Annotated in this window: 11 protein-coding genes; 1 reads left to right on the top strand and 10 read right to left on the bottom strand. The window is 67.7% G+C overall.

Annotated features, from left to right (window positions below; all coding sequences use genetic code 11):
* Positions 1-61: 61 nt before the first annotated feature.
* The gene (locus ACRARE_RS00855) at positions 62-3,247 is read right to left on the bottom strand and encodes a transporter substrate-binding domain-containing protein (RefSeq protein ID WP_432654515.1); all 3,186 of its coding nucleotides are present in this window, start codon (positions 3,245-3,247) and stop codon (positions 62-64) included.
* Positions 3,248-3,420: 173 nt separating this feature from the next.
* Between ACRARE_RS00855 and ACRARE_RS00860 the strand changes: the two genes are divergently transcribed.
* Positions 3,421-4,218 carry an IclR family transcriptional regulator gene (locus ACRARE_RS00860; RefSeq protein ID WP_432654516.1) on the top strand — a complete coding sequence of 266 codons (798 nt, stop codon included), beginning with the start codon at positions 3,421-3,423 and terminating at the stop codon, positions 4,216-4,218.
* Between the two features lie 20 nt (positions 4,219-4,238).
* On the opposite strand, the gene ACRARE_RS00865 is transcribed toward ACRARE_RS00860, so the two are convergent.
* The 9 genes from ACRARE_RS00865 to ACRARE_RS00905 form a co-directional block, all read right to left on the bottom strand.
* Positions 4,239-4,754, bottom strand: coding sequence for a DUF3299 domain-containing protein (locus tag ACRARE_RS00865; protein WP_432654517.1), 516 nt, complete (start codon positions 4,752-4,754; stop codon positions 4,239-4,241).
* Between the two features lie 31 nt (positions 4,755-4,785).
* Positions 4,786-6,036, bottom strand: coding sequence for an ABC transporter permease (locus tag ACRARE_RS00870; protein ID WP_432655043.1), 1,251 nt, complete (start codon positions 6,034-6,036; stop codon positions 4,786-4,788).
* A 64-nt stretch (positions 6,037-6,100) separates the two neighbouring features.
* Entirely contained in the window at positions 6,101-6,745 is a 645-nt protein-coding gene (gene zrgA / locus ACRARE_RS00875) for a zinc uptake protein ZrgA (RefSeq protein ID WP_432654518.1), read from the bottom strand.
* A gap of 89 nt (positions 6,746-6,834) precedes the next feature.
* Positions 6,835-7,560: an ABC transporter ATP-binding protein gene (locus tag ACRARE_RS00880; protein WP_432654519.1), complete on the bottom strand. Its 726-nt coding sequence runs from the start codon at positions 7,558-7,560 to the stop codon at positions 6,835-6,837.
* A gap of 191 nt (positions 7,561-7,751) precedes the next feature.
* Positions 7,752-9,140: a hypothetical protein gene (locus ACRARE_RS00885; protein ID WP_432654520.1), complete on the bottom strand. Its 1,389-nt coding sequence runs from the start codon at positions 9,138-9,140 to the stop codon at positions 7,752-7,754.
* Between the two features lie 259 nt (positions 9,141-9,399).
* Entirely contained in the window at positions 9,400-10,197 is a 798-nt protein-coding gene (locus tag ACRARE_RS00890) for an outer membrane lipoprotein-sorting protein (protein ID WP_432654521.1), read from the bottom strand.
* The gene (locus tag ACRARE_RS00895; protein ID WP_432654522.1) at positions 10,197-12,479 is read right to left on the bottom strand and encodes an efflux RND transporter permease subunit; all 2,283 of its coding nucleotides are present in this window, start codon (positions 12,477-12,479) and stop codon (positions 10,197-10,199) included. Before ACRARE_RS00895 ends, ACRARE_RS00890 begins: the two co-directional genes overlap by 1 nt.
* Positions 12,476-13,681 (bottom strand): sulfotransferase family protein, encoded by a 1,206-nt coding sequence (locus ACRARE_RS00900; protein ID WP_432654523.1) that lies wholly within the window; start codon positions 13,679-13,681, stop codon positions 12,476-12,478. Before ACRARE_RS00900 ends, ACRARE_RS00895 begins: the two co-directional genes overlap by 4 nt.
* Positions 13,682-14,097: 416 nt before the next feature.
* A complete protein-coding gene (locus ACRARE_RS00905; RefSeq protein ID WP_432654524.1) occupies positions 14,098-21,702 on the bottom strand; it encodes an SDR family NAD(P)-dependent oxidoreductase in 7,605 nt (2,534 codons plus the stop codon).
* Positions 21,703-21,901 lie beyond the last annotated feature (199 nt).

The following is a 21,901-nucleotide window of genomic DNA, read 5'->3' on the forward strand; positions in this document are numbered from 1 at the left end:
CCGTTTCTTCCTGCGGCGCAGGGATGTTGCGGGCGGGCAAAGGCCGGACACGCGTCCCGGCCTAGCCCCCCAGTTCCCGTTTCAGGGTCTTGGCCAGTTCGACCGGCGGACAGGGCTTTTGCAGGGTCGGGGCCACCACCGCGCCCATCTCGGTCTCCAGCAGGCCGGAATAGCCCGTCATGTAGACCACCGGCACGTCGGGGCGGCGCTTGCGCATCTCTGCGGCCAGCTGGAAGCCCCCGATCCCGCCCGGCATGACCACGTCGGTCAGCAGCAGATCGAAGGGTTCGCCCGCGTCGATCAGCGCCAGCGCCTCGCGGCCCGAACTGGCCGGCAGCACCTCGTAGTTCAGCGACCGGACCACCTCGGTGACGATGCTCAGCAGGCTTTCCTCATCCTCGACCACCAGGATCCGCTGGCCCTTGCCCTTGGGCACCGGGGCGCGCTTGCGCGGCGCCTCGCGCCGGTTGTCCTCGGCCCCGCGCGGCAGAGCCAGGCTGACGGTGGTGCCCATGCCCTCTTCGGAATAGATCCGCATCTCGCCCTTGGACTGCTCGACGAAGCCATAGACCATCGACAGGCCCAGCCCGGTGCCAGAGTTCTGCCCCTTGGTGGTGAAGAAGGGGTCGATGGCGCGGCGGCGCACCTCTTCGGTCATGCCGGGGCCGTTATCGGTGACCGAAAACTCGACATAGCGCAGGTTCTGCCCCGCGTCGCCCTCGCCCGGCGCCTGATAGAGGCGCGAGCGGGCATCGACCTCGGGCAGGCTGCGCACGCTGACGGTGATCCGGTCGCCGATGCCCGCGCCGACGATGGCGTCGCGGCTGTTCAGCACCAGGTTCAGCAGGGCGTTTTCCAGCTGGCCGATATCGCAGAACACCCGCAGGTCCTCTTCGCTGTCGGCGATCACCAGGTCGATGCTTTTCTCGATGGTCGGCGCTGCCAGATCGCGGAAATCGGCCAGCACCTGGGCGGTATCGACCGAGCTTTCCATCCCCGGCTGGCGCTTGGCAAAGGCCAGCAGCCGCTTGGTCAGCTCGGCCCCGCGCCGGACCGAGGCATGGGCGGTGTCGAGGAAGGGCATCATCCGCGGCGAGGCCTCGGATTTCACCAGCTGCACGGCATATTCGATGGTGGCCAGGATGTTGTTGAAATCATGCGCCACCCCGCCGGTCAGCTGGCCAAGCGCATCCAGACGGCCAGAGCGTTCCATCTGCTGGCGGTTGCGTTCCTGTTCGGTGATGTCGTCCAGGATCACCACGGTCGCCACGTCGCCCGCATCCCTGGCGGTGACCGGCGCGCTGGAGACCCGCACATAGCGCGGTTCATCGCTGTCATCGCGGCGCAGCAGCGCCGTTTCGCCGCGCAGCACCTCGCCCGCCATGGCGCGGGCCACGGGGCTGCGCCCGGCGGCCAGCGGGTCCATCTTGTCGGGATCGACAAAGACCAGCGCCGCGGGCCAGGTGAAGGGGGTCGGCCGGTCCAGCTCGCCCATCATCACGCGCCCGCTGGGGTTCACCGCCGCCACCTCGCCCGCGCGGGTCAGCCCGACCACGCCGCTTTGCGCCGCATCCAGAATCGCCGTCAGCCGGGTGCTGACGCGGTTGGTCTCGGCGGCCAGCCGCTCGGCATTGCGCCGCGCCAGCACGTTCTGTGCCAGGAAGGCGGCGATCACCAGCAGCGCGGCCACCACCACCCCGAACTGCGCCAGGCGCAGGCGCTGCGGGGTCCAGAACTCGGGCTCGCCCAGCCAGTCCTCTCGCAGGGCCAGGTAATCCTCGGAGCTGAGGTAGCCCGGGATCACCCCGTTCAGCCGTTCGCGCACCACAGCCAGGCCGGGGCGCAGGGCAATGGCCCGCTGGGTCACGAAGAAGGGCGGGGTGACCTCGGCGATGCGATGCTCAAAGCCACCCGCCTCGGCCATGCGGCGCACGGTCATGGTGGCGTAAAGGATCGCGTCCACCTCGCCGTCCAGCAGCCCGTTCACCAGGCTGTTGGCGCCGCTGTAAAGGACCAGGTCCAGCCCGCCGTGGGCCTCGGCCTCGGCCCGGGCGACGTTCTGGTCACCGACGCCAACCCGCATACCCACCAGATCGTCCAGGGTCGTGATGCCCGCGGCGGCGCCGGGCCGCATGAAGATGGAATAGGGGGATTGCTGAAGCGCCGTGGTGAAATCCATCCGCCGTTCGCGGTCGGGGTTGATGCTGATCGGCGGCAGAATGTCATAGCCCCCCGGGCCCGGCCCCTCGGCCCATTGCTCCGAGGTGATCGGCACCAGGCGCAGCTTCAGCCCCGCCCGTTCGGCCACGTCGCGCAGGCTTTCGACGCCGAAACCGGTCATCCTGCCGTCTTCGGTGATCACCTGATAGGGCGGAAAGGGGGTGACGCCTACGGTCAGCACCTCGGGCTCGGGCTCGGTCAGCCCCAGACCCCAGGCATGGCCCAGCTCGTCCAGGGTGCCCTGATCCTTCAGCCGCGCCAGGGCGGCATTGATCCGTGGCATCAGGTCGGCCCGGCTGTTGTGCAGGGCGACATAGTGTTCGGGCTCGGTCAGCGGCGGGCCGACGGTGCGCACCCGGTGATCCAGCCGCGCCTCGCGCAGGGTGTCGAAGACCACCTTGCGCACCGCGACCACCGCGTCGAGCTGCCCCATCAGAAGCGCGCCCATGACCTCTTGCACGCCGCCGTATTCGACGATCTCGTTGCGCCCCGCCAGGCCCGGCGCGTCGCTGCCCGCGGTATTGCGCACCACGCCGATCCGCTTGTCGGTCATCGTCGCGGCCATCCAATCGGCCGGCGCATCGGCGCGCACGATCAGATAGACGGAGCTGGTGGTCACCGGGCTGGACAGCAGGTTGGTGCGCCGCAGGCTGGTCTCGGCCGAGGCCCCCGCCAGCATGTCGGTTTCCCCCAGCATCTGCGCCGACAGCAATTCCGGCGTGGTCTCATAGGCGACGAACTCGATATCGAAATCGGCCTCTTCGGCGACCAGCCGCGCCAGTTCGGCGAAATATCCGGTCAGGCGCCCCTCATCGTCGACCTCGTAGATCCCCGGGATCGTCGACCAGGGCACCTTCAGGGTCAGCCGCTGCGGGCCGGTCTGATCCGACGCCGTCAAGGGCGCTGCGCCCTGGGCCGATTGTGGCGCGGTCTGGCTCAGGCCCGCCAGCGGCCAAAGCACCAGCAGAACAAGCAAAATCGGCCAGGCAAGGACCCTGCCTGCGGGGCGGAAGAAACTGCGCGACATCTCAATTCCCTGACTGACACCTTCCCGTTCTAGGCGAAGAGATTGGCACTGCCTACTCCTCTTGCTATCAGAAATGGCCCCAGCCCAGGGCGGATGCATCTTTTGCGCGCAGCGCGGCGTGACGGCGACAGGGCCTTGGGCGGCGCCCGGCGGGGCAGGAACGGGACAGCAGGATGGCAGGCACGACAGGGTCGGACGGGGTGAAATCGGTGCGGCGCGCGCTGGAATTGCTGCAACTGCTCAGCCAGCAGCCCGGCGACGGCCTAGGCGTCAGCGCCCTGGCCCGGCAGGCCGGGCTGGCGGTCTCGACCACGCACCGGCTTTTGACCACGCTGGAGGCAGAGGGATTTGCCCAATGCGACCCCGATACCGCCAGCTGGAGCGTCGGGCGCGCCGCCTTTGCCGTCGGCGCCGCCTATGAGAGGCGGCGCAATGTCACCGGCCCCGCCCTGCCCTATCTGCGGCGGCTGCGCGATCAGACCCGGGAAACCGCCAATCTGGGCATCCTCGACAAGGACCGGCTGGTGACCATCAGCCAGGTGGAAAGCCGCGAGATCGTGCGCGCCATCGCGCCCCCCGGCGGGCAGGCCCCGATCTTTTGCTCGGGCATGGGCAAGGCCCTGCTGGCCACCTGGCCCGATGACGAGATCACGGCCCTGGCCGCCCGGGTCGGCCTGCCGCCGATGACCCCGCGCAGCCTGACCACCCCCGAGGCGGTGCTGGCCGACATGGCCCGGATCCGGGCGCGCGGCTATGCGGTGGATGACGAGGAACATGTGCCCGGGTTGCGCTGCGTTGCCGCCGTGGTCTGGTCGCCAAGCGCCGAACCCGCCTGCGCCATCTCGATCTCGGGGCTGGCGGCGCGGCTGACCAGCGCGCGGCTCGACAGCGTCGGCGCCCAGGTCGCCGCCGCCGCCCAGGCCCTGACCCGGCATCTGGGCGGCCGGGCGCCGCGCGGCACGGCGAAATAGCCCCGGGCGGGGCCCCGGGCCTAGTTGTAGGGCTCGATCTTGTCCGCCGACAGGGCATAGCCGATCTGGGCCAGCTGGGTCCCGGTGGCCGCCGTGCCGAACATGCCGGTCACATAGACCGGCTCATAAAGGCCCTTGCTTTCATAGGGGCGTTCGGTGGTGACGAAGATCAGCTGGTTGGCGGGCGGCGGCGGCACGTGGATGCAGGCGCCGACGAAGGGGGCCAGGATGAAAGCGGTGATGCCGGTGGCGTCGAAATCCAGCGGCACGACGAAGCCCGGAATGCGGACGGTCTGGCCGTTGTACTGGGTGGTGACCGCCGCCGCCTCTTCCTGTTCGAACCCGGTGGACAGGTCGGCGCCCTGATCATGCTCGACCACGCCCAGCTGGCGCAGCTTCTCCAGGGTCATGCCGCCCTCGCCCTGGGGCACCAGGTCGGACCATTCCAGCTGCACCACCTCTTCGCGGGCGGCCAGCGGCAGGGGCAGGGTCAGCGCGCCCAGGGCGGCCAGCAGATCTCGGCGGGTCGGATGCATCGGTCGGTTCCTCTCGTCAGGTCCTCGGGCGTCAGATACGCACGGTCATACCATCGGCCAGCGACATGCGGTAGGCGCGCCAGGCCGGGGCCAGGCTGACCATCCCTGCCGCGGCGATCACAAGGGCGAGAACGCCCAGCTCGCGGCCCGTGGGTGCCCCGATGGGCAGGTAGATCCCGAAGGCCGCGTCGACCCAGGCGCGCCCGCCCCAAAGCCCGGCATAAAGCAGCGCCGCCCCCAGCAGGACCCCCATGGCCGCCATCAGCAGGGCCTCGGTCATCAGCAGCGCCAGAATGGTCCATGGGCGCGCGCCCATGGCCCGCAGGATCGCCATCTCGCGCCGCCGCTCGGCCAGGCCGGAAAAGATCATCGCGGCCATCCCCAGCAGGGCCGTAGCCACCACCATGGCCGAGACCCCGACCAGCGCAGTTTCCGCCACGCCGATCAGATCCCACAGCTCTTGCAAGGCGACGCCGGGCAGGATCGCCAAGAGCGGCTCTTCGCGGTACTCGTTGATCCAGCGTTGCAGGCCGAAGACCTGAAGCCGCGACTTCACGCCGATCATCGCCGCCGTCACCGCCTCCGGGGTCAGGTCCATGGCGCGCACCGCCTCGGCACCCACGGCGGCACCGGGCGTCCGGGCGCCGTTGGTCCAGTCCACGTGGATGGCCTCGATCGCCTCGAGGCTGACAAAGACGGTGCGGTCGACCGGGGTGCCGGTCTTGGCCAGCACGCCCGAGACGCGGAAGGGCTTGTCGTCATGCTCGCTGAACGAGGCCAGCCCATGGGCCACCACGATGCTGTCGCCCGGCGCATAGCCCAGCTCGGCGGCCACATCGGCCCCCACCACCGCATCGAAGAGATCGTCGAAGCGCTGCCCCTCGGCCAGGGTCAGGTCGCGGCCGCCGCGATATTTGTAACGGTCAAAATACGCCTGGGTGGTGCCCATGACACGGAACCCACGGTGGCTGTCGCCCAGCGAGATGGGCACGATCCAGTCCACCTCGGGCCGCGCCGCGATGTCCTGATAGCTTTCCCAGGTGACGTTATTCGTCGCATTGCCCACCCGGAAGACCGAGTAAAGCAACAGCTGCACCCCGCCAGAGCGCGCCCCCACGATCAGATCGGTATCCGAGATCGTGTCGGCGAAACTGGCCTTGGCGCCGGTGCGCACCTTCTCGACCCCCAGAAACAGCGCTACCGACAGGCTGACGGCGAAGATCGTCAGCCCGACGGTCACCCGCCGGCTAAGCAGCGATTGCCAGGCGAGTTTCAGCAGCATCATCGGGTCGTCCTTTCAGGCGGCGGCCCGGCCCCGCGGGCGGCGGGGCCAGGGCAGGGTCGGCTCAGTCCAGGGCCAGGGTGGCGGCCCCGGCGGTCACCTCGGCGGCACCGGCGCCGCTGTCGGTCACGTATTGTACCTCGATCTCTTGGGCATTGGCATAGACGCCGAAGAAGGGGAAGGCGATCTCGGTCAGGGCCTCGGGCTGGGCGCAGCGGAAGGTGTATTTGGCGTGGAATTCGCTATGGGCGCCGTGATCGTGGTCATGATCGTCATGGGCCTCTTCGTGCTCATGCTCGTGGTCGTGATCGGCGTCATGGTCGTGGTCGTCGTGATCATGGTCGTCGTGATCGTCGGCATGATCGTCCTGGGCGGCGTGGAAGGCCGCGTCGTGCACATGCGACATCGCCTCGACCAGATAGCAGCCCGCTGCCTCGGGCAGGGTGAACAGCGCCTCGGCCTGGGCCAGGCCCGCCACCGCCGCGCCCACGGCGGCGCGGTCTGCGGCGCTTTCGGGTTCGTGTTCAAAGCCGGTGATATCGGCCCCGGGAGAGGTCAGGTCCAGCTCCAGAACGCCGTCTTCCAGCGCGATCAGCAGCTGGCTGACGCCATGCACATGGGCCTCGGCCTCGCGGTGCTCCTGGGCCAGGGCGGGGGCGGCAAGGGGGGCGGCCAGGCTGGCCACGGCGGCGATTGCGTATCTCTTCATCTGCTTTCCTTCTCGGGGCTTATTGGCATGAGTTCATGACAGTATAACATATCGACGACAGAACCGCAGAGGCCCTGCCCGGGGCGGGCCTACCCGGCCTTGCGCCCCCGTTCGGTGGTGGCGATCTGCGCCAGGTCCAGCACCCGGTCAAAGCGGTCGGCCAGGCGCGCGTCATGGCTGACCATCAGCAGGCTGGCGCCCGCCGCCTCGGCCTGGGTCATCAAGAGGTCCAGAAAGGCCCCCTGCCGGGCCGCATCCAGCGCCGAGGTCGGCTCATCCGCGATGATCAGCGACGGCGCCCCGATCAGCGCCCGGGCGGCGGCGACGCGCTGTTGCTGGCCGATGCTCAGCTCGGCGGCGCGGGCCTGGGTGACCAGGGCCTCGTCCAGGCCCAGGGCGGTGGTCAGGCGCAGCGCCTCGGCGCGCGGGTCGGCCAGCTGGCGGCGCCGCGCACGGGCAAAACTGAGCGGTAGCAGGACGTTCTCCAGGGGCGTGGCATAGGGCAGCAGGTTGAACATCTGGAAGATGACGCCGATATGCTCGGCCCGGAACCGGTCGCGCGCGGGGGCCGAAAGCGCGGACAGATCGGTGCCACCCACCTCGACCCGGCCCTGATGGGCCAGGTTGATCCCGCAAATCAGCGACAAAAGCGTCGACTTGCCCGACCCGCTTTCGCCCAGCAGGAACAGCCGCTCGCCCCGGGCCAGATCGAAGGCCGGCACCCGCAGGGTGAAGGGCGCGCGCCCGGGCCAGGTGAAGGCGACATCGCGCAGCGTGATCGCCTGCTCGCTGCTTTGCGCCCCTGCCCTGATCATCCATCCGCTCCTGTCCCTTGGTCAGGAAGAGCCATATCGGCCCTTCATGACAGCGTTATGATATTACGTTCATACAAGGCCACCCCTGCCTGTCAAGCACCCTGCCCCGCCCTGGCCCTGCCGCGCAACGCAAAACCCCCGGCCTGACAGGCCGGGGGCTGCGATGATCGGGATCTGACCGCCGGGGCGGATCAGAAATAGCTGGTGATCTTCATCTCGACGAAACTGTCGTCCTTGATGAAGGCCAGCGGATCGTTCCAGCCGGTGGTGGTGACATGGCTGGCGTTGATCTCGAAGCTGCTGGCGTCGCTCAGCCGCGAAGAGACCCCCAGGGTATAGAGGCGCGCCTCGCTGCTGGTGTCGTGGAAGATGCCCAGCTTGAACTCGGTGTCGTTGGTGTTGTTCAGGCGATAGTTCATGCCCAGGAAGACGTCATCCTCGAACACGGTCACCGGTTGCAGGGCGCCGCGGTCGTCATAGAGGTATTCCAGCGCCACGGTCAGGTCGCCCTGCCCCCCGGCGAAGCCGTTGAAGGTGTAGTCGCCCCCGACCACCGCCGACAGGTACTCGCTGGGGCCCGCATCGTGATAAGAGGCCTCGAAGCGCAGTTGCAGGTCGTTGATCGCATAGACCGCCGACAGGCCCACCTGTTCCAGCTTCTGGTAATAGGGGATCAGCCCCACGACCTGCGGCACGCCCGAGATGAAGCGCGCCAGGTCATCGGTCATGTTGGCCTCCATCGCATCCCAGAAGCCATCCACGTCATCAACCGCATTGCCGCTGCTGGCCACGGCGGCGGCGATGCCGTCGTTGATCGCATCGCAGACCGTCTCGGTCACCGGGCCCAGCGAATTGATGCAGCCCGGCATTGCCAGGGCCTCGCGGCTGGTGCCGTTGAAATAGGTCGCCTGCACGTCCAGCGAACCGGCGCCCAGCGAGAAATACCCCGAGTAGCGCAGCGCGATGTCCAGGTGGCGCGCGTCGTCCTCCTCTTCGTAATAGGCCCGGTCCGGGTCCCATTGCAGGAAAGAGCGGAAACGCCCGTCCTGGCCGTCGGGGTAGATCGGCTCGACGAAACCCAGCAGGGCATAGACGCTGAAGGTGCCGACGCCGCTTTGGTAGTTGATGTTCAGCATCGGCGTGCCGAGCAGCGCATCCTCGACCACCGGATCGGCGCCGTTCAGCGGGTTCATCACGTTCATCACCGAGCGGCTTTCGGCCACGCCCCAGTTCTCGGTGTGGAAACCGGCCAGCACGCTCCAGGCGCCGAAGCTGTGGGTGTAGTTCAGCTCGGCGATGTTGAAGCTGTTCAGCGTACCGGTGCTGTCGATGACCCCTTCAAGGTCGAAGTTCAACCGCCCCTCGCCCGCGCCGTAATACCCATCGACGCCGATCTCGGCGAAGGCTTCGGCCCCGGCGGAGGACTGACCCACATAGAGGCCATCATTGGTGTAATACCGCAGGCCCGCGCTGATCGAGGCGTTGATCGCGGCCTCATTGGCCGACGCGGCGCCCGCGGACAGAACCATCAGGGTTCCGAGGCAGGTCAAGGCGCCCTTGGCACCGGGAAGAACCGACATGGGACACTCCATGGGAAACAAAAAATGGAATCGCAAAAGTTACTCATTGTTAACATTTTGACCGATGCGGACGGCGGCGGATCCCCCGCGACACCTGCCGTAGGGGCATCACGATGCAGCAATGCCACAGAAATGCGCGGCAAGGCTGTGGGGTCGCTCAAACTTGCCTCTTTGAGGGCAGGAAGGCGCATCAAAAAAGCCCGGACCGACGCAGGGGCGGCCCGGACAAAAGCAGTCGATTGCGTAGGGTCTGGAATGCCTAGAGACCACGCCGCAGGGCATTCACGCTCAGGTCGTTGGGGTTCAATCCCTGATTGAACCGGAACCCCTCCCAGGTCAGGGTCGTGCCCTTGCCGGTCAGGTGGTTGGTCATGGTCATCTTCTGCGCCCGCCAGTAGCGGCCCTGGTACTGGCGATAGCCGGTGGCGATCATCGTCTTCAGATGCGCCTTGCGCCGGTCGTAATACTCGACCTTCTGGATCAGGTTGCGGCGGCTGTCGATCCACACCCGCTGATAGCTGTAGGCCGACCGCCCGCCGGGAAAACGATCGACGATGTTGCAGGTGCCACCACCCGGACAGGGGCCGGTGCCGACGAAATTGTAGGTGTATTTCTCGACATCCTGATCGACCATGTCCTCATAGGCGAATTCGCTGCCCACGAAGGACCCCGACCGCCCCGACGAAGAGATGCGGCGCACCTTCGACACGGCGGGCAGGAACAGCCACTGGTCGTCGTCGCGCCCGCCGCCGTGGGAATGGGTCAGCAGCGCGGTGTCGCGGATGTCTCCCGGCCATTGGAACACCAGGATCGAGCGCGCCTCCTCGGGGCCCGTCTCGACCGAGCGCGCCTCGAAGCGGCGGGTGCTGCTTTGGCCGCCCTGGGTGGTCAGGATCATCTCGCCGGTGACGGCCTGATCCCGGAACCCCGGCTCGACCCCGACCATTTCGGCGATCCGGCGGCCCTTTTCCTGCGAAGTTTCCGCCATGGCCCCGCCCAGGCCGAGGCCCAGCACGGTGAAGGCGGCGATGAAAGCGGTAAGAAAACGTCTGTGCATCAATCCTTGGTCCTGTCCAAACTGAGAAGTAGTGCGGGAAGAAAAAGCAGGTCCGCCAGCAGGGCGAAGGCAATCACGATGGCCGTCAGCGCCCCGAGGTGCTGGTTGATGGCGAAACCCGAGGTCGCCATGGTCATGAAACCGATTGCCAGGCAGATCGAGGTGACGATCACCGCAGAGCCGACGACACGGAAGGTTTCGTGCAGCGCCTCTTTCGCGCTCCGGCCCCGGCGGCGCCCATCCAGATAGTGCATGAGGAAGTGGACGGTGTCATCCACCACGATCCCGAATGTCATGGTTGTGACCACGGTTGATCCCAGGTTCACATCGCGAAAGGTCATGCCCCAGATCCCGAAGGCGATCACCGCCGGCATCAGGTTCGGCGCCAGGCTGATCAGCCCCATCTTCAGGTCGCGCAGGGTCAGCATCATGATCCCCGACACCAGCACCAGCACCAGCAGAAGCCCGACCAGCATCTGCGAATTGTTGCGCTCCGACACGGTCGAAAAGCCGTAGGAGACCCCGGCGGGGCGGGCGGTGGTATTGGGCGTGTTCTGGGCCATCCAGGCCTGGGCCTTGTCGCCCAGCTCGCGGATCTGGTGGCTGTGGTCGCTGCGCATCAGCACCACCACCCGGGTGCGCAGCCGGTCCACGTCGATGGTCGAATTCAGGTCCAACCCCACGGGCAGCGACAATTCGTAGAACATCATCAGCTGCGCATTGGCCTCGCGGCTGTCAGCGATGCGCGCGAAGGCCGGGTCGTCGCCATTCAGGCTCAGGTTCAGGCGTTTCAGGATCTGGGTGATGCTGGACACCCCCACCACGTGGTCCTGGGTCTCGATCCACTGGGTGAAGGCGTCGATGTCGCGCAGGAAATCGGGATCGAAGACCGACCCGCCCTCGGGCGCGGTGAAGGAGAATTGCAGGTTGTCGAGCCCGGTCAGATGCTTCTGGATCTCGTCGGAATCGCGGCGGAACTCGAAGCGCTGATCGAAATACCGCACCAGGCTGTCGTCATACCCGATGCGGAAGACCCCCACCACCGACAGCGCCACCAGCAGGGTGAAGCCGATGATCCAGCCGCGCCGGTGATCAATCGCCAGATCCGCCAGCCGGGCCATCATGCCGATGGTGATCGGCAGGCGGTCGCCGCCCCGCGCCCGGCTGAACCGCAGACCCAGGGGCAGGAAGGTGAAATTGGCCAGCATCCCCACAATCAGGCCGAAGCCCACGATATTGCCCATGTCCTGCAAGGGCGGCGCCTCGGCAAAGTTCAGGCCCAGAAAACCAATCGCCGTGGTCAGCGTGGTCACCAGCACCGGGGCCAGGTTCTCGACCATGGCATGGCGGATCGCGGCGTCGCCCTGCAACCTGTCCAGCTCGCGGAACCAGCTCAGGATGACATGGATGCAGGATGCCGCCGTCAGCACCATGACCGCCATCGGGCTGATCGCCGTGCCCGCCGTCAGCTCGATCCCCAGAAAGCCCGCGAAACCGAAGGTGGCCAGCGTGCCCGACAGCACCACCACCGCCGAGGCCGCCACCGCCATGGGCGAGCGCAGGAAGTACAGCAGCAGACCGATCACCAGCACGAAGGCGATCGGCACCAGGGTCAGGATGTCCTGTTTCGCCGCCTGCGCCAGGGTCAGCCCGCCCAGCACGTCGCCGGTCATGCGGATCTCGAACCCTGGATAGCGGTCGGCCCAATCGGCCTTCATCTGGTCCAGATAGGCCAGAACCTCGCCGCGCCGCGCCTCGAAATCGCCGCCCAGCACGACGTTCAACATGATGCCATAGGCCCGCAGATCCTCGGCCACCAGCCGGTTGCGCATCTCGGGGCTGGTCGAGACCACCTCGCGGAACCGCGCCGTCCCCTCGGGGGTGATCTCGGTCCATTCATCCAGCAGCGGTTCGACCAGGATGTCGTCGCCCTCGGCCCGGCTGTGGTTGAAGTTCGCGGGCGAATCCACCCGCAGCGCGAAGGGCGCCAGCCAGACATCGGCGGTCATGTCGCGCAGCGCTTCCAGCGTCGCGGTGCTGAACATCTCGTCCTCGGGCGGCTTGACCATGATCAGGAAACCAGAGGAACCCGCGTAATGCCGGGACAGCTCTTCCAGGTCGCGGCTTTCCTGGTTGTCCTTGCCGAAGAAGGACGCGTTGTCGGCCGAGAAGGTCAGCCGCGGGATGCCCAGGGCCAGGCCCAGCACGATGGCCAGCACCAGCAGGGACAGCTTGAGAAGGTGGCGCAGGATGAAATCCGCGATGCGCTGCGAAGGGGTCATGGGGTGTCGGTCGCCCGTTGTGATCTCTTGGAATAGCCGTAGCGCTGAAAGAACTCGTCCCACTCATCCTCGATCCGCCGTGCCAGGCCCGGGTCGATCTCGAACGTATTCACCCGGTAGCCCTTGCGCGCCTCCAGCATCCGGTCAAGCCCGGGTTCCAGGTCTGAAAAGGGCCCCAGGCCGATGGCGTCATAGACGCCACGCAACACCGCCTTGGGATCGGCGCGCAGATCCTCGTAGCGGATCAGGGTATAGCTGCCCTCGGGGATCTGCGCCCGGTCGCGGTCAAAGGCCGCCATGAAGTCCTTCATCATCCGCAAAACACCCTCTTGCTGCACCTCCGTGGACGCCATTGTGCGGCGCAGGGTCTGGGTGGCGGTCATGCCCTCGGCGGCCTTCAGGTTCGACAGGGCCACTTCGTAGGGGTCGCGGACGATATGCACGAAGCGGGCCTGGGGAAAGGCGCGCAGCACCTCGGCCAGGCGCATGGTGTGACCGGGCGATTTCAGCAGCAACTGCTGCTCGGGCGAAAGGTACTGCACCATGGTCAGGAAACGGTGCCAGCGGCGGAGCCATTCGGCCCGGGTCTCGGCCGGCAGATCGGCGATGTCGCGGGTCATGCTGGGCGCGTCGGGGGTATCAAAGGCCATGCCGCGCATGATCGAGGGGGCCCCGGCCACCGTCATGGCCACCTCATCCTCTTCCGAGCTGTCGACGGTCAGTTTCACATTGTCCATCGGGCGGCTGTCGGGCAGCCAGAGCCGCGCCAGGGGCCGCATCACATGGCGCAGCATCAGGAAGGTCTTCGGCATGAAGACCTGCAACGAGGTCGGCGCGCAAAAGCGCGGATCGCAGCTCAGCAGCTGGTGCAGCCAGGTGGTGCCGGACCGCCAGAAGCCCAGCACGAAGACCGGGTCGCGGCGGATCTCGGTGCGATCCAGGGCGCGGCCATGCACCAGTTCGCTCAGCCCGTGCACCAGCGAATTGCCCAGGCTCAGCGCCGTGACCGAGGCGTAAAGGCCTAGCCGTAGATCGCCGCGACAGCGCGCCAGCTCGCCCCGCGACAGGGCGCGCCAGTCGCCATAGGTCATGCCGTGCCACAGCCGGGGCATCATCGGCGCATAGCCGAAATCCTGCGGGCGCGCCGGTTGCCGGGGCGCATCGTCGCCCGCAAGCGGGCGCGAGTGACGCGGCGCCGTCATGGCCGCCCCGTTGCGCGATAAAACCGCGTACTCATCAAACCACACTCCAACCTTTGGACCCCGTCCAGAGAGGCGCGGCGGACGCAGAGGTCTCGCCCCTGCGCGCCCCTGCCACAGTCCCGGGCCATGTCGCCCCCCGCGGCGGCTCCGGGACCGCCGCGAAGGCTTTGCTGTGCTGCGACTATAGGCCGGACGGGTCTTCAAATCCTGACCGGAATTCCCCCCTGCCCCGACGCCCCGCATCCTCGGCAGAGATCCACCGACCACGCAGGCCCAAGACGCTGACCCCTTGCCGGGCAAGGCGGCACCAGCCGGGGCCCTCCCCCACAGGGACAGCCCCGCCCGGCAAGCCGGGTCCGCATCGAAGACCGGCCGGGGCCGGATCAGCCTGCCCATGGCCCCACCCCGCCTGCCGCTCAGGCCTCGACCGGGGCGGGCACCGCGCGCAGCGCGGCGGCGATGGCCTCGGCCTGTGTGGGGGTCAGCACATCGGCGTCCCAGACCAGCCGCAGCGCCCCGCCCTCGCCGATCTCCAGCAGCAGGTCATGGCTGGCGGCCGCGGGCGGCGTGCCTTCGATCCCGTGGCGCACCGCGATCTGGAACGGGTTGCCGTTCCAGCCCGCGATGGCACCGGCAAAGACACGCGCCGCCGCGCTGGCGCCGAAATGGCTGTGCGCCGAGGCGCGCGACAGCACCCGGGTCAGACGGGCCAAGGCCAGCGGGCGCGGCAGCGTGGTTTCCACCAGCACCGGCTGATCCACCTCGAAGGGGCCGACCGCCGCGCCCTCGGGCACGAGCTGACGCAACGAGGCGATACGGGTCAGCAACACGTTGCCGGTCGAGCCGGTGGTCTGGCGCAGCGCCTGGGCGAAGTGCAGCAGCAGGGCCGGTTCGCTGGTCTGCACCGGCAGATCCAGCGTCAGGGCCTGCGCCGCGCCCCGGTTGCGGCCCAGCGAGGCGGGCAGCAGGGCCCGGGCGCGCCGGTCGAAGGGCACCACCGGCGCCCCGGCCTTGATCGAGTACCACCAGAAGGCGCGGTCGTTCTGCCCCTCGGCGCTGTCGGCGTCGTAGCGGCCCAGGGCCAGCACGTCCTCCAGCGCCTCGGCTGGGGCCAGGGGCGGCAGGGCCGCGCCCGACAGCAGAAGACCCATCTCGTCCAGCAGCAGCCGGGCCGAGGCCAGATCGCCCAGGGCCTGATGCAGCCTCAGGCGCACCCGGCCCGCCTCGACGGCAAAGACCGCCATCTGGCCCTGCGCCACATCGGGCAGGCCCGCCTGCGCGCCTGCCACGACAACCGGCGCGCCGTCCAGATGCAGGGTCAGATCCCCCGCCTTCCCCTCGGGCCGCAGGCGCAGCATCTTGTGCCGCAGCGCCAGCTGCGCCGCCGCCGCCTCGACCGCCTCGGGCGTCGCCGTCAGCGGCGCCTCCAGCACATGGAAGAGCGAGCCTCTGCCCGCCTCCGAGGTCATCGGCGCCAGCGACAGGGCGATCAGCCCCAACTGGCGGTCGGTGCCGAGATAGCCGGTTTCCGCCGCCTCGCCATCGGCCTCGCCGGTCTCGCCCGCCTCTTCGGCCGCCGCGGCCAGGGCCTCGGCCTCGACCATCAGGGCGATCTCTTTTTCCAGGATCGTGGCAAACTCGTCGATCGAGGGGGCGGCCAGGAAGCGCGACACCGGCATGGTGAAGTCCAGCGCGGTTTCCACCCGCATCTTCAGCTCGAAGGAGGACAGGCTGTCGAGGCCCAGTTCCGACATCGGGCGGTCCGACTGGATCGTGCCCTTGTCGATCTTCAGCACATTGGCCACCTCGTCCTTCAGGAACTCGATCGCCTCGGCGCGCCGCTCGTCCCCGGTCAGGGCCATCAGACGGGCGCGCACCTCGCCGCCACCGCCGCCTTCGGCCTGCAACAGCGGCGCCAGACGGGGCGCGCTGGCCAGGGCGGCATTGGCGCGGGCGATCTGCGGCCAGTCGGCCTTGGCATAGCAAAAGTCCGACACATCGCGGGACACCGCGATTTCCATCCCCAGATCGGTTTCCGCGTCGCTGAGCCCGTGCAGGCCCACCGATTCCAGATAGCTGGCCATGCCGTCGGACCGGGCGACAAAGCCCGAGTCGGCCATGGCGCCCCAGTTGATCGCCGTGCCGTTGCGGCCCAGGCTGTCGCGATAGCGCGCCAGCGCGTTGAGGAAGGCGTTGGCGGCCACATAGTTGCCCTGCCCGCCCGAGCCGATGACCTCGGCGATGGAGGAGAAGCCAATCAGGAAGTCAGGCTCGACCCCCGCCTTTTCAAAGGCCTGGTGCAGGATCCAGCCGCCCAGAACCTTGGGCCGCAACACCTCGGTGATCACCTCGGGCGTCAGCTGGTTCAGGAAGCCGTCCTTGATCACCGCCGCCCCATGCACGACGCCGCGCAAGGGATGTTTCGCATCCGCCGTGGCCGCGCCGATGAAGGCGTCCATCTCGGCCTCCGAGGTCACGTCCAGCGCCAGCGGCTCAACCACGGTGCCGCGTTTCTGCATCGCCTTCACCCGGGGCATGTCCTCCTTCAGGAAGGATCCCCCGCGTGAGGTCAGGTAGAGTTTCCCGGCGCCTGCCCGGCTCATCCAGTCGGCAATGGTCAGGCCAAAGCCCTTGGTGCCGCCGGTGATCAGGTAAGAGGCATCGGCGGACAGGGCCACGGGCCGCGAAGTATCGCCGCGCACCTCGAAGCTGGGCTCGTCCAGAGTGACTACGACCTTCCCCACGTGGCGGGCCTGGGACATATAGCGCACCGCATCGGCGATCTGGCTGATCGGGAAGGCGGTGACCGGCAGCGGCTTCAGCCGCCGGGCGTCGAACATCTCGACCACTTCCTGCATCAGCTCGGCCAGCAGTTCGGGGCGTTCCTGCCCCATGGCCGCCAGGTCGAGGCAAGAGAAGGAGACGTTCTTGCGCAGGGCCTTCATGCCGATGGCGCTGTCGGCGTAGACGTCGACCTTGCCGATCTCCAGGTAGCGGCCATAGGGCGCCACGATGTCCAGACCCTTGGTGATGTATTCCCCGGGCAGCGAGTTCAGCAGCACGTCCACCCCGCGCCCTTCGGTGATCCGCTCGACATCGTCGGCGAATTTCAGGCTGCGGCTGTCCATGATGTGATCGGCGCCCAGCTCGGCCAGCAGGTCACGCTTGGCGGGGCTGCCCGCGGTGGCGAAGATCTCGGCCCCCACGTCCTGGCACAGCTGGATCCCGGCCATGCCGACACCGCCGGTGGCGACGTGGATGAAGACCTTCTCGCCCTTGCGCATCCGCCCGACGCGGTTCAGCGCGTAATGGGCCGTGGCGAAGGCCGAGGGGATGGTCGCCGCCTCTTCCAGGCTGATATGCCCGGGCAGCACGGTCAGGGCGCGCGGGTCGACGTCCATGTAGCGTTGCAGGCAGCGCCGCCCCATGCCCATGACCCGGTCGCCGGGTTTCAGGGTGGTCACCTTGCGGCCCACTGCGTGGACCACGGCGCCGAACTCCAGCCCCAGATGCTGCCAGGCGGGATCGGGTTCCGCCTCTTCCGGCAGCAGGCCGGTGACCGCCATCACGTCGCGGAAGTTCATGCCCACGGCAGAGATGCGCACCCGCACCGCGTCCTCGGCCAGCGCGTCCGGCGGCAGTTCCCACAGGCCCAGGTCGTCGATCACGCCGGGCGCGTGCATCGTGGCGTGGAAGTTCACCTCTTCATTGCTGGCGGGCACCGTCATCAGCTTGGGCGCGAAATCGTCGGTCTTGCGCGGGAACAGACGCGCGCCGAAGGCCCGGCCCCGGTGGATCACGGTCTCGGTCTCGGGCGTGTCGCTGAGCAGGCGCAGCGCCAACTGGGCGGGGTCCGAGCCGTCATGGTCGAACATGCGCACATGGTATTCCGTGGTCTCGGTCGCCAGCACCCGCCCCAGCGAGGCAATGGGCGTCTGGGTCAGGGCCGCCGGGCCGGTCTGGCCGGTCTCGGGGTCGGGATAGGCGCCCGCGGTCAGCACGGCGATCCGCGGCAGGGCAATCTCGTTGGTGCGATGGAAATCCATCAGATCGCCCAGGGTGATCAGGTCGGTCACATTGCGTTCGATCACGCCGTAAAGATCGGCCGGCGCCGTGGCCGGGTCCACATCCGCCGCGCTCAGGGCGGCGGCAAAGAGGATGCCCTTTACCTGCGCCTGTTCCAGGGCCTCGCCGAACTGGTCCTCGACCGCCTGCACCAGCTCGTCGCCCAGATCGGCGCGGGTCAGCACCGAAACCTCGGCGCCCCGGGCCTGGATCGCGGCGCCCAGATCGGCCACATCGGCGGCGGTGTCGGCCAGGATCAGCCAGTGACCCAGGGCCTCTTCGGCCAGCTGCGGCTCGTCGCGGATCTCCGACAGGCCCGACTCGACGAAGTTCGGCGCCACCTCGGCGCCCTCTTCGGCGGCGGCCTTGGTGGGCAGGGGCTGGGTCATCAGCCCCTCGGCGGTGAACAGAACCCGGCCCTCCATGTCGGTGACGGTAAAGCTGGCCTCGATATCGCCGGTGACCGGATTGGGCGCGCGGCGGGCATGGGCCATCACCTCGTCCGGCAGGCGGCCATAGAAACGCAGGCGGCGGGCGCCCACGGGCAGATAGGCCATGTCGCCCGCCTTGCGCGGGGTGCGGATGCTGCCGCGCGAGACGCGCGGGTCGCACATCTGCAAACAGCCGTCCATCAACGCCGGGTGGATGTAGAACAGCGCGGTCTGCCCGGCGATCTGCGCGGGCGCCTTGATGCGGGCGACGGATTCGTCCTCGCCCACCCACAGCTGCTGCACCACCTGGAAGGCGGGGCCGTAGTTCACGAAGCCCGAGCTGGCGTCGACATCGTACATATGCGCGGCGTCGACCTCCTCCAGGGTGGTGGTGGCGGGGTCGAAGGGCACGGGGTCGGGCGCGGGCACATCGGTCACCCGGATCTTGCCCTCAGAGCGCAGCACCCAGTCGTCGCGGCTGTCGCGCGGGCGCGAGTAGAGCTTGCCGCGCTTGCGGTCGGGCGACCAGGCCAGCGAAATCAGCATGTCCTGATCGTCTTCCAGGAACAGCGCCTCGTGAATGATCGTGTCCGAGAGTTCCAGCGGCTTGTCGCCGTGCAGCTCGACCCCCAGGGCCACAAGCGTTTCCAGATAGCCCGCGCCGGGGAACAGCGTTTCCGACTGCATCCGGTGGTCCTTCAGGAAGGGCCAGGCCTTGGTGTTCAGCTCCATCCACCAGGCGGTGCCGGCGTCATTGCCCTTGCGGCCCAGGAAGGGGTGCTGCTTGGCGCCGTAAAGCTGACGGCGGCTTTCCTCGCTGTCCTGCCACAGGCTTTCCTCGACCCAGTGGTTCAGCGGCAGGCCCGCGGGCGCCTCGACCCCATCGGTCAACGCAGCCCAGTCCAGGTCGTAGCCGCTGGTGTAAAGCTGGGCGGCGGTGCGGGCGAAGATGTCGAAATCGCCTTCCTTGCGCGACAGCGATTGGAACACGTCGACCTTGGCCCCCGCCTCCAGGGCGGTGGATTTGGTCGGGCCCATCAGGGTGGAATGCGGCCCCAGCTCGACAAAGGTCGTGGCGCCCATCGACAGGGCGGCTTCGATCCCCTTCTGGAACATCACCGGGCAGCGCAGGTTCAGCCAGGCATATTCCAGGTCGAACTTGGTCTCCGGATTGCCGGTCACGGTCGAGATGAAGGGGATCTTCGGCACCCGCCAAGAGACCTCTTTCACCTCGCGGCGGAACCACTCTTCGCCCGCCTCCAGTTGGTAGGAATGCCAGGCGGTATCGACCTTCAGAATGCGGATGAAGGTCTCGGGGCGGCTATGCTGGAACTCTTCGACGAAGGCGTGCAGCCTGTCGTAATCGCCCGAAATGGTGGTCGAGCCGGGGCCGTTGACCGCGGCCACGTTGATCAGCGGCGGCAACAGCGGTTCGATGTCCTCGGGCGCCAGGCCCACGGCGGCCATGGCGCCTTTCTGGCCCAGCTGGTCACGCACCACACCGCGTTTCGAAAGGAAGCTGGCGGCGCCGTCCAGGGTCAGACCCCCGGCCACGTAAGAGGCGGCGGATTCACCGATGGAATGGCCCACCACCATGTCGGGTGTGATGCCGAAGCTTTCCCAGACGGCGCCCAGACCGGCCTGGATGGCGAAAAGCGCGGGCTGGGTGACGGCGGTGTCGTCGATGCGCGAGCTGGCCTCGTCGGCCAGCAGTTCCTCCACCAGCGACCAGCCCGCGACCTTCTTGAAATGGGCGTCATAGGCCTCGACCGCGTCGCGGAAGACGGTGGAATGCTCCATGAACTGGCGGCCCATGGCCCACCATTGCGAGCCCTGCCCGGCGAAGATGAAGCATAGCGAGGTCTCGGTGCGCACCTGCCCCGAGATCACCGCCTTGCTTCCTGCCAGCGCCTCTTCATCGCCCGAGATCAGCAGTTCCAGCGCCGCCAGCAGCTCGGCCCGGGTGCGGGCCAGAAGCATGGTGCGATAGGTCAGATGGCTGCGTTCGCGGCCCAGGGCAGCCGAGAGGGCGGCCAGGGGCAGCGTGGCCAGGGCCGAGCTGTCGTCCTTCAGCGCCGCCAGCAGATCGGCGGCATTGGCCAGAACGGCCTCCTGGCTGGGGCCGGACAGCGGGAAGAAGAAGGGGAAGGCATCGGCCCCGCGTTCCGCCGGAGTGACGGGTGCGACGGGCACCGCGGCCTGTTCCGGCGCCGAAGAGATCAGCGCCGAGGCATTGGTGCCGCCGAAGCCGAAAGAGTTGATCACCGCATAGCGCAGCCCCTCGGCCGCCGGGAAGGGCTCGGCCTCGGTCGGCACCTTCAGGTTCAGCGCGTCGAAGGGGATATTGGGGTTGGGGGTGTCGTAGTTGACGTTGGGCGGCACCACGCCATTGCGCACCGCCAGGGTCGCCTTGATCAGCCCCGAGATACCGGCCGCGCTTTCCGCGTGGCCCACATTGGCCTTGCCCGAGCCGACCCAGACCGGGCGTTCGGGATTGTGCTGGCCAATGACCGTGCCGATGGCGCCCGCCTCGATCGGGTCGCCAACCGGAGTGCCGGTGCCGTGGGCCTCGACGAAACCCACCCGATCCTTGGGAATGCCGGACTGGGTGAACAGGTCTTCCAGCATGGCGATCTGGCTGTCCTGCGCCGGCGCGGTGATGGTCGAGGTATAGCCGTCCTGATTGCAGGCCGAGGCATGGATCAGCGCATGGATCCGGTCGCCGTCGGCCACCGCCTGGTGATAGGGTTTCAGCACCACGACCCCCACGGCCTCGCCGCGCACAAACCCGTTGGCGCGGGTGTCGAAGGTCGAGATCTGCCCGGTCGAGGACAGCATCCCGGCGCGCGAAAACGCAATGAAGGACGAGGGGTGCGCCAGCACGTTGACGCCCGCCACCACGGCCACGTCGCAGGCGCCCGAGCGCAGGTTCTGCACCGCCTGGTTCAGCGCCACCAGCGACGAGGAACAGGCCGTGTCCACCGCATAGGACGGCCCCTTCAGGTTCAGCCGGTGCGACACCCGGTTGGCGTTGATGCACAGCGCATAGCCCGTCCCGGCAAAGCTTTCGGGATTGGTCGGGCGGATCTCCTGGATGGTGCGATAATCGGATTGCGAGATGCCGACGAAAACGCCGGTCTTGCCCTGGCTGTAGTCTTCTGCCGGGCGCAGCGTGTCCTGAAGCGCCTCGTAGGTGCATTGCAGCAGCAGCCGCTGCTGCGGGTCCATCGCCGCCGCCTCACGCGGGGAGATGCCGAAGAACTTGGCGTCGAAGCCGCGGATATCCTCCAGGAACCCGGCCCATTTGGTCACCGAAGAGGCGATGCCATCGGGGTTCTCGTTGTAGAAATTCTCGACGTTCCAGCGGTCCTCGGGGACCTCGCGAATGCCGCTCTTCTTGTCCAGCAGGAACTGCCAATAGGCGTCAGGGGTGGTGTTGCCGCCCGGCAGGCGACAGGCCATGCCGACAATGGCAAGGGCCTGAGGGAAAAGGGAGACGTCGGAAGAGGGAAGAGATCGCTTCATGGGAAAACCCTGGCAAACTGCAACAAAGGAAAACGAATGGATCCGAAATTTGGAAAACTATCGTTTTTGTCCGAAGCAACCTTCCCCTCCGTCAACATAACTTGCCCGCAAGGGTCACTGTGGCCGGGACTGCGGCCAATGAGACGCCGTGACTGCGCATTATACGCGCGCGTATCTCTGATTTCGGTGGTTTTTCTCT

The organism is Pseudooceanicola aquaeponti, from assembly GCF_050897975.1.
Taxonomy (GTDB): domain Bacteria; phylum Pseudomonadota; class Alphaproteobacteria; order Rhodobacterales; family Rhodobacteraceae; genus Pseudooceanicola.

Excerpts from the sequence above, each read along its gene's own strand:
- ACRARE_RS00855 (WP_432654515.1), bottom strand. The coding sequence starts at position 3,247 with ATGTCGCGCAGTTTCTTCCGCCCCGCAGGCAGGGTCCTTGCCTGGCCG.
- ACRARE_RS00860 (WP_432654516.1), top strand. The coding sequence starts at position 3,421 with ATGGCAGGCACGACAGGGTCGGACGGGGTGAAATCGGTGCGGCGCGCG.
- ACRARE_RS00865 (WP_432654517.1), bottom strand. The coding sequence starts at position 4,754 with ATGCATCCGACCCGCCGAGATCTGCTGGCCGCCCTGGGCGCGCTGACC.
- ACRARE_RS00870 (WP_432655043.1), bottom strand. The coding sequence starts at position 6,036 with ATGCTGCTGAAACTCGCCTGGCAATCGCTGCTTAGCCGGCGGGTGACC.
- zrgA (WP_432654518.1), bottom strand. The coding sequence starts at position 6,745 with ATGAAGAGATACGCAATCGCCGCCGTGGCCAGCCTGGCCGCCCCCCTT.
- ACRARE_RS00880 (WP_432654519.1), bottom strand. The coding sequence starts at position 7,560 with ATGATCAGGGCAGGGGCGCAAAGCAGCGAGCAGGCGATCACGCTGCGC.
- ACRARE_RS00885 (WP_432654520.1), bottom strand. The coding sequence starts at position 9,140 with ATGTCGGTTCTTCCCGGTGCCAAGGGCGCCTTGACCTGCCTCGGAACC.
- ACRARE_RS00890 (WP_432654521.1), bottom strand. The coding sequence starts at position 10,197 with ATGCACAGACGTTTTCTTACCGCTTTCATCGCCGCCTTCACCGTGCTG.
- ACRARE_RS00895 (WP_432654522.1), bottom strand. The coding sequence starts at position 12,479 with ATGACCCCTTCGCAGCGCATCGCGGATTTCATCCTGCGCCACCTTCTC.
- ACRARE_RS00900 (WP_432654523.1), bottom strand. The coding sequence starts at position 13,681 with ATGACGGCGCCGCGTCACTCGCGCCCGCTTGCGGGCGACGATGCGCCC.
- ACRARE_RS00905 (WP_432654524.1), bottom strand. The coding sequence starts at position 21,702 with ATGAAGCGATCTCTTCCCTCTTCCGACGTCTCCCTTTTCCCTCAGGCC.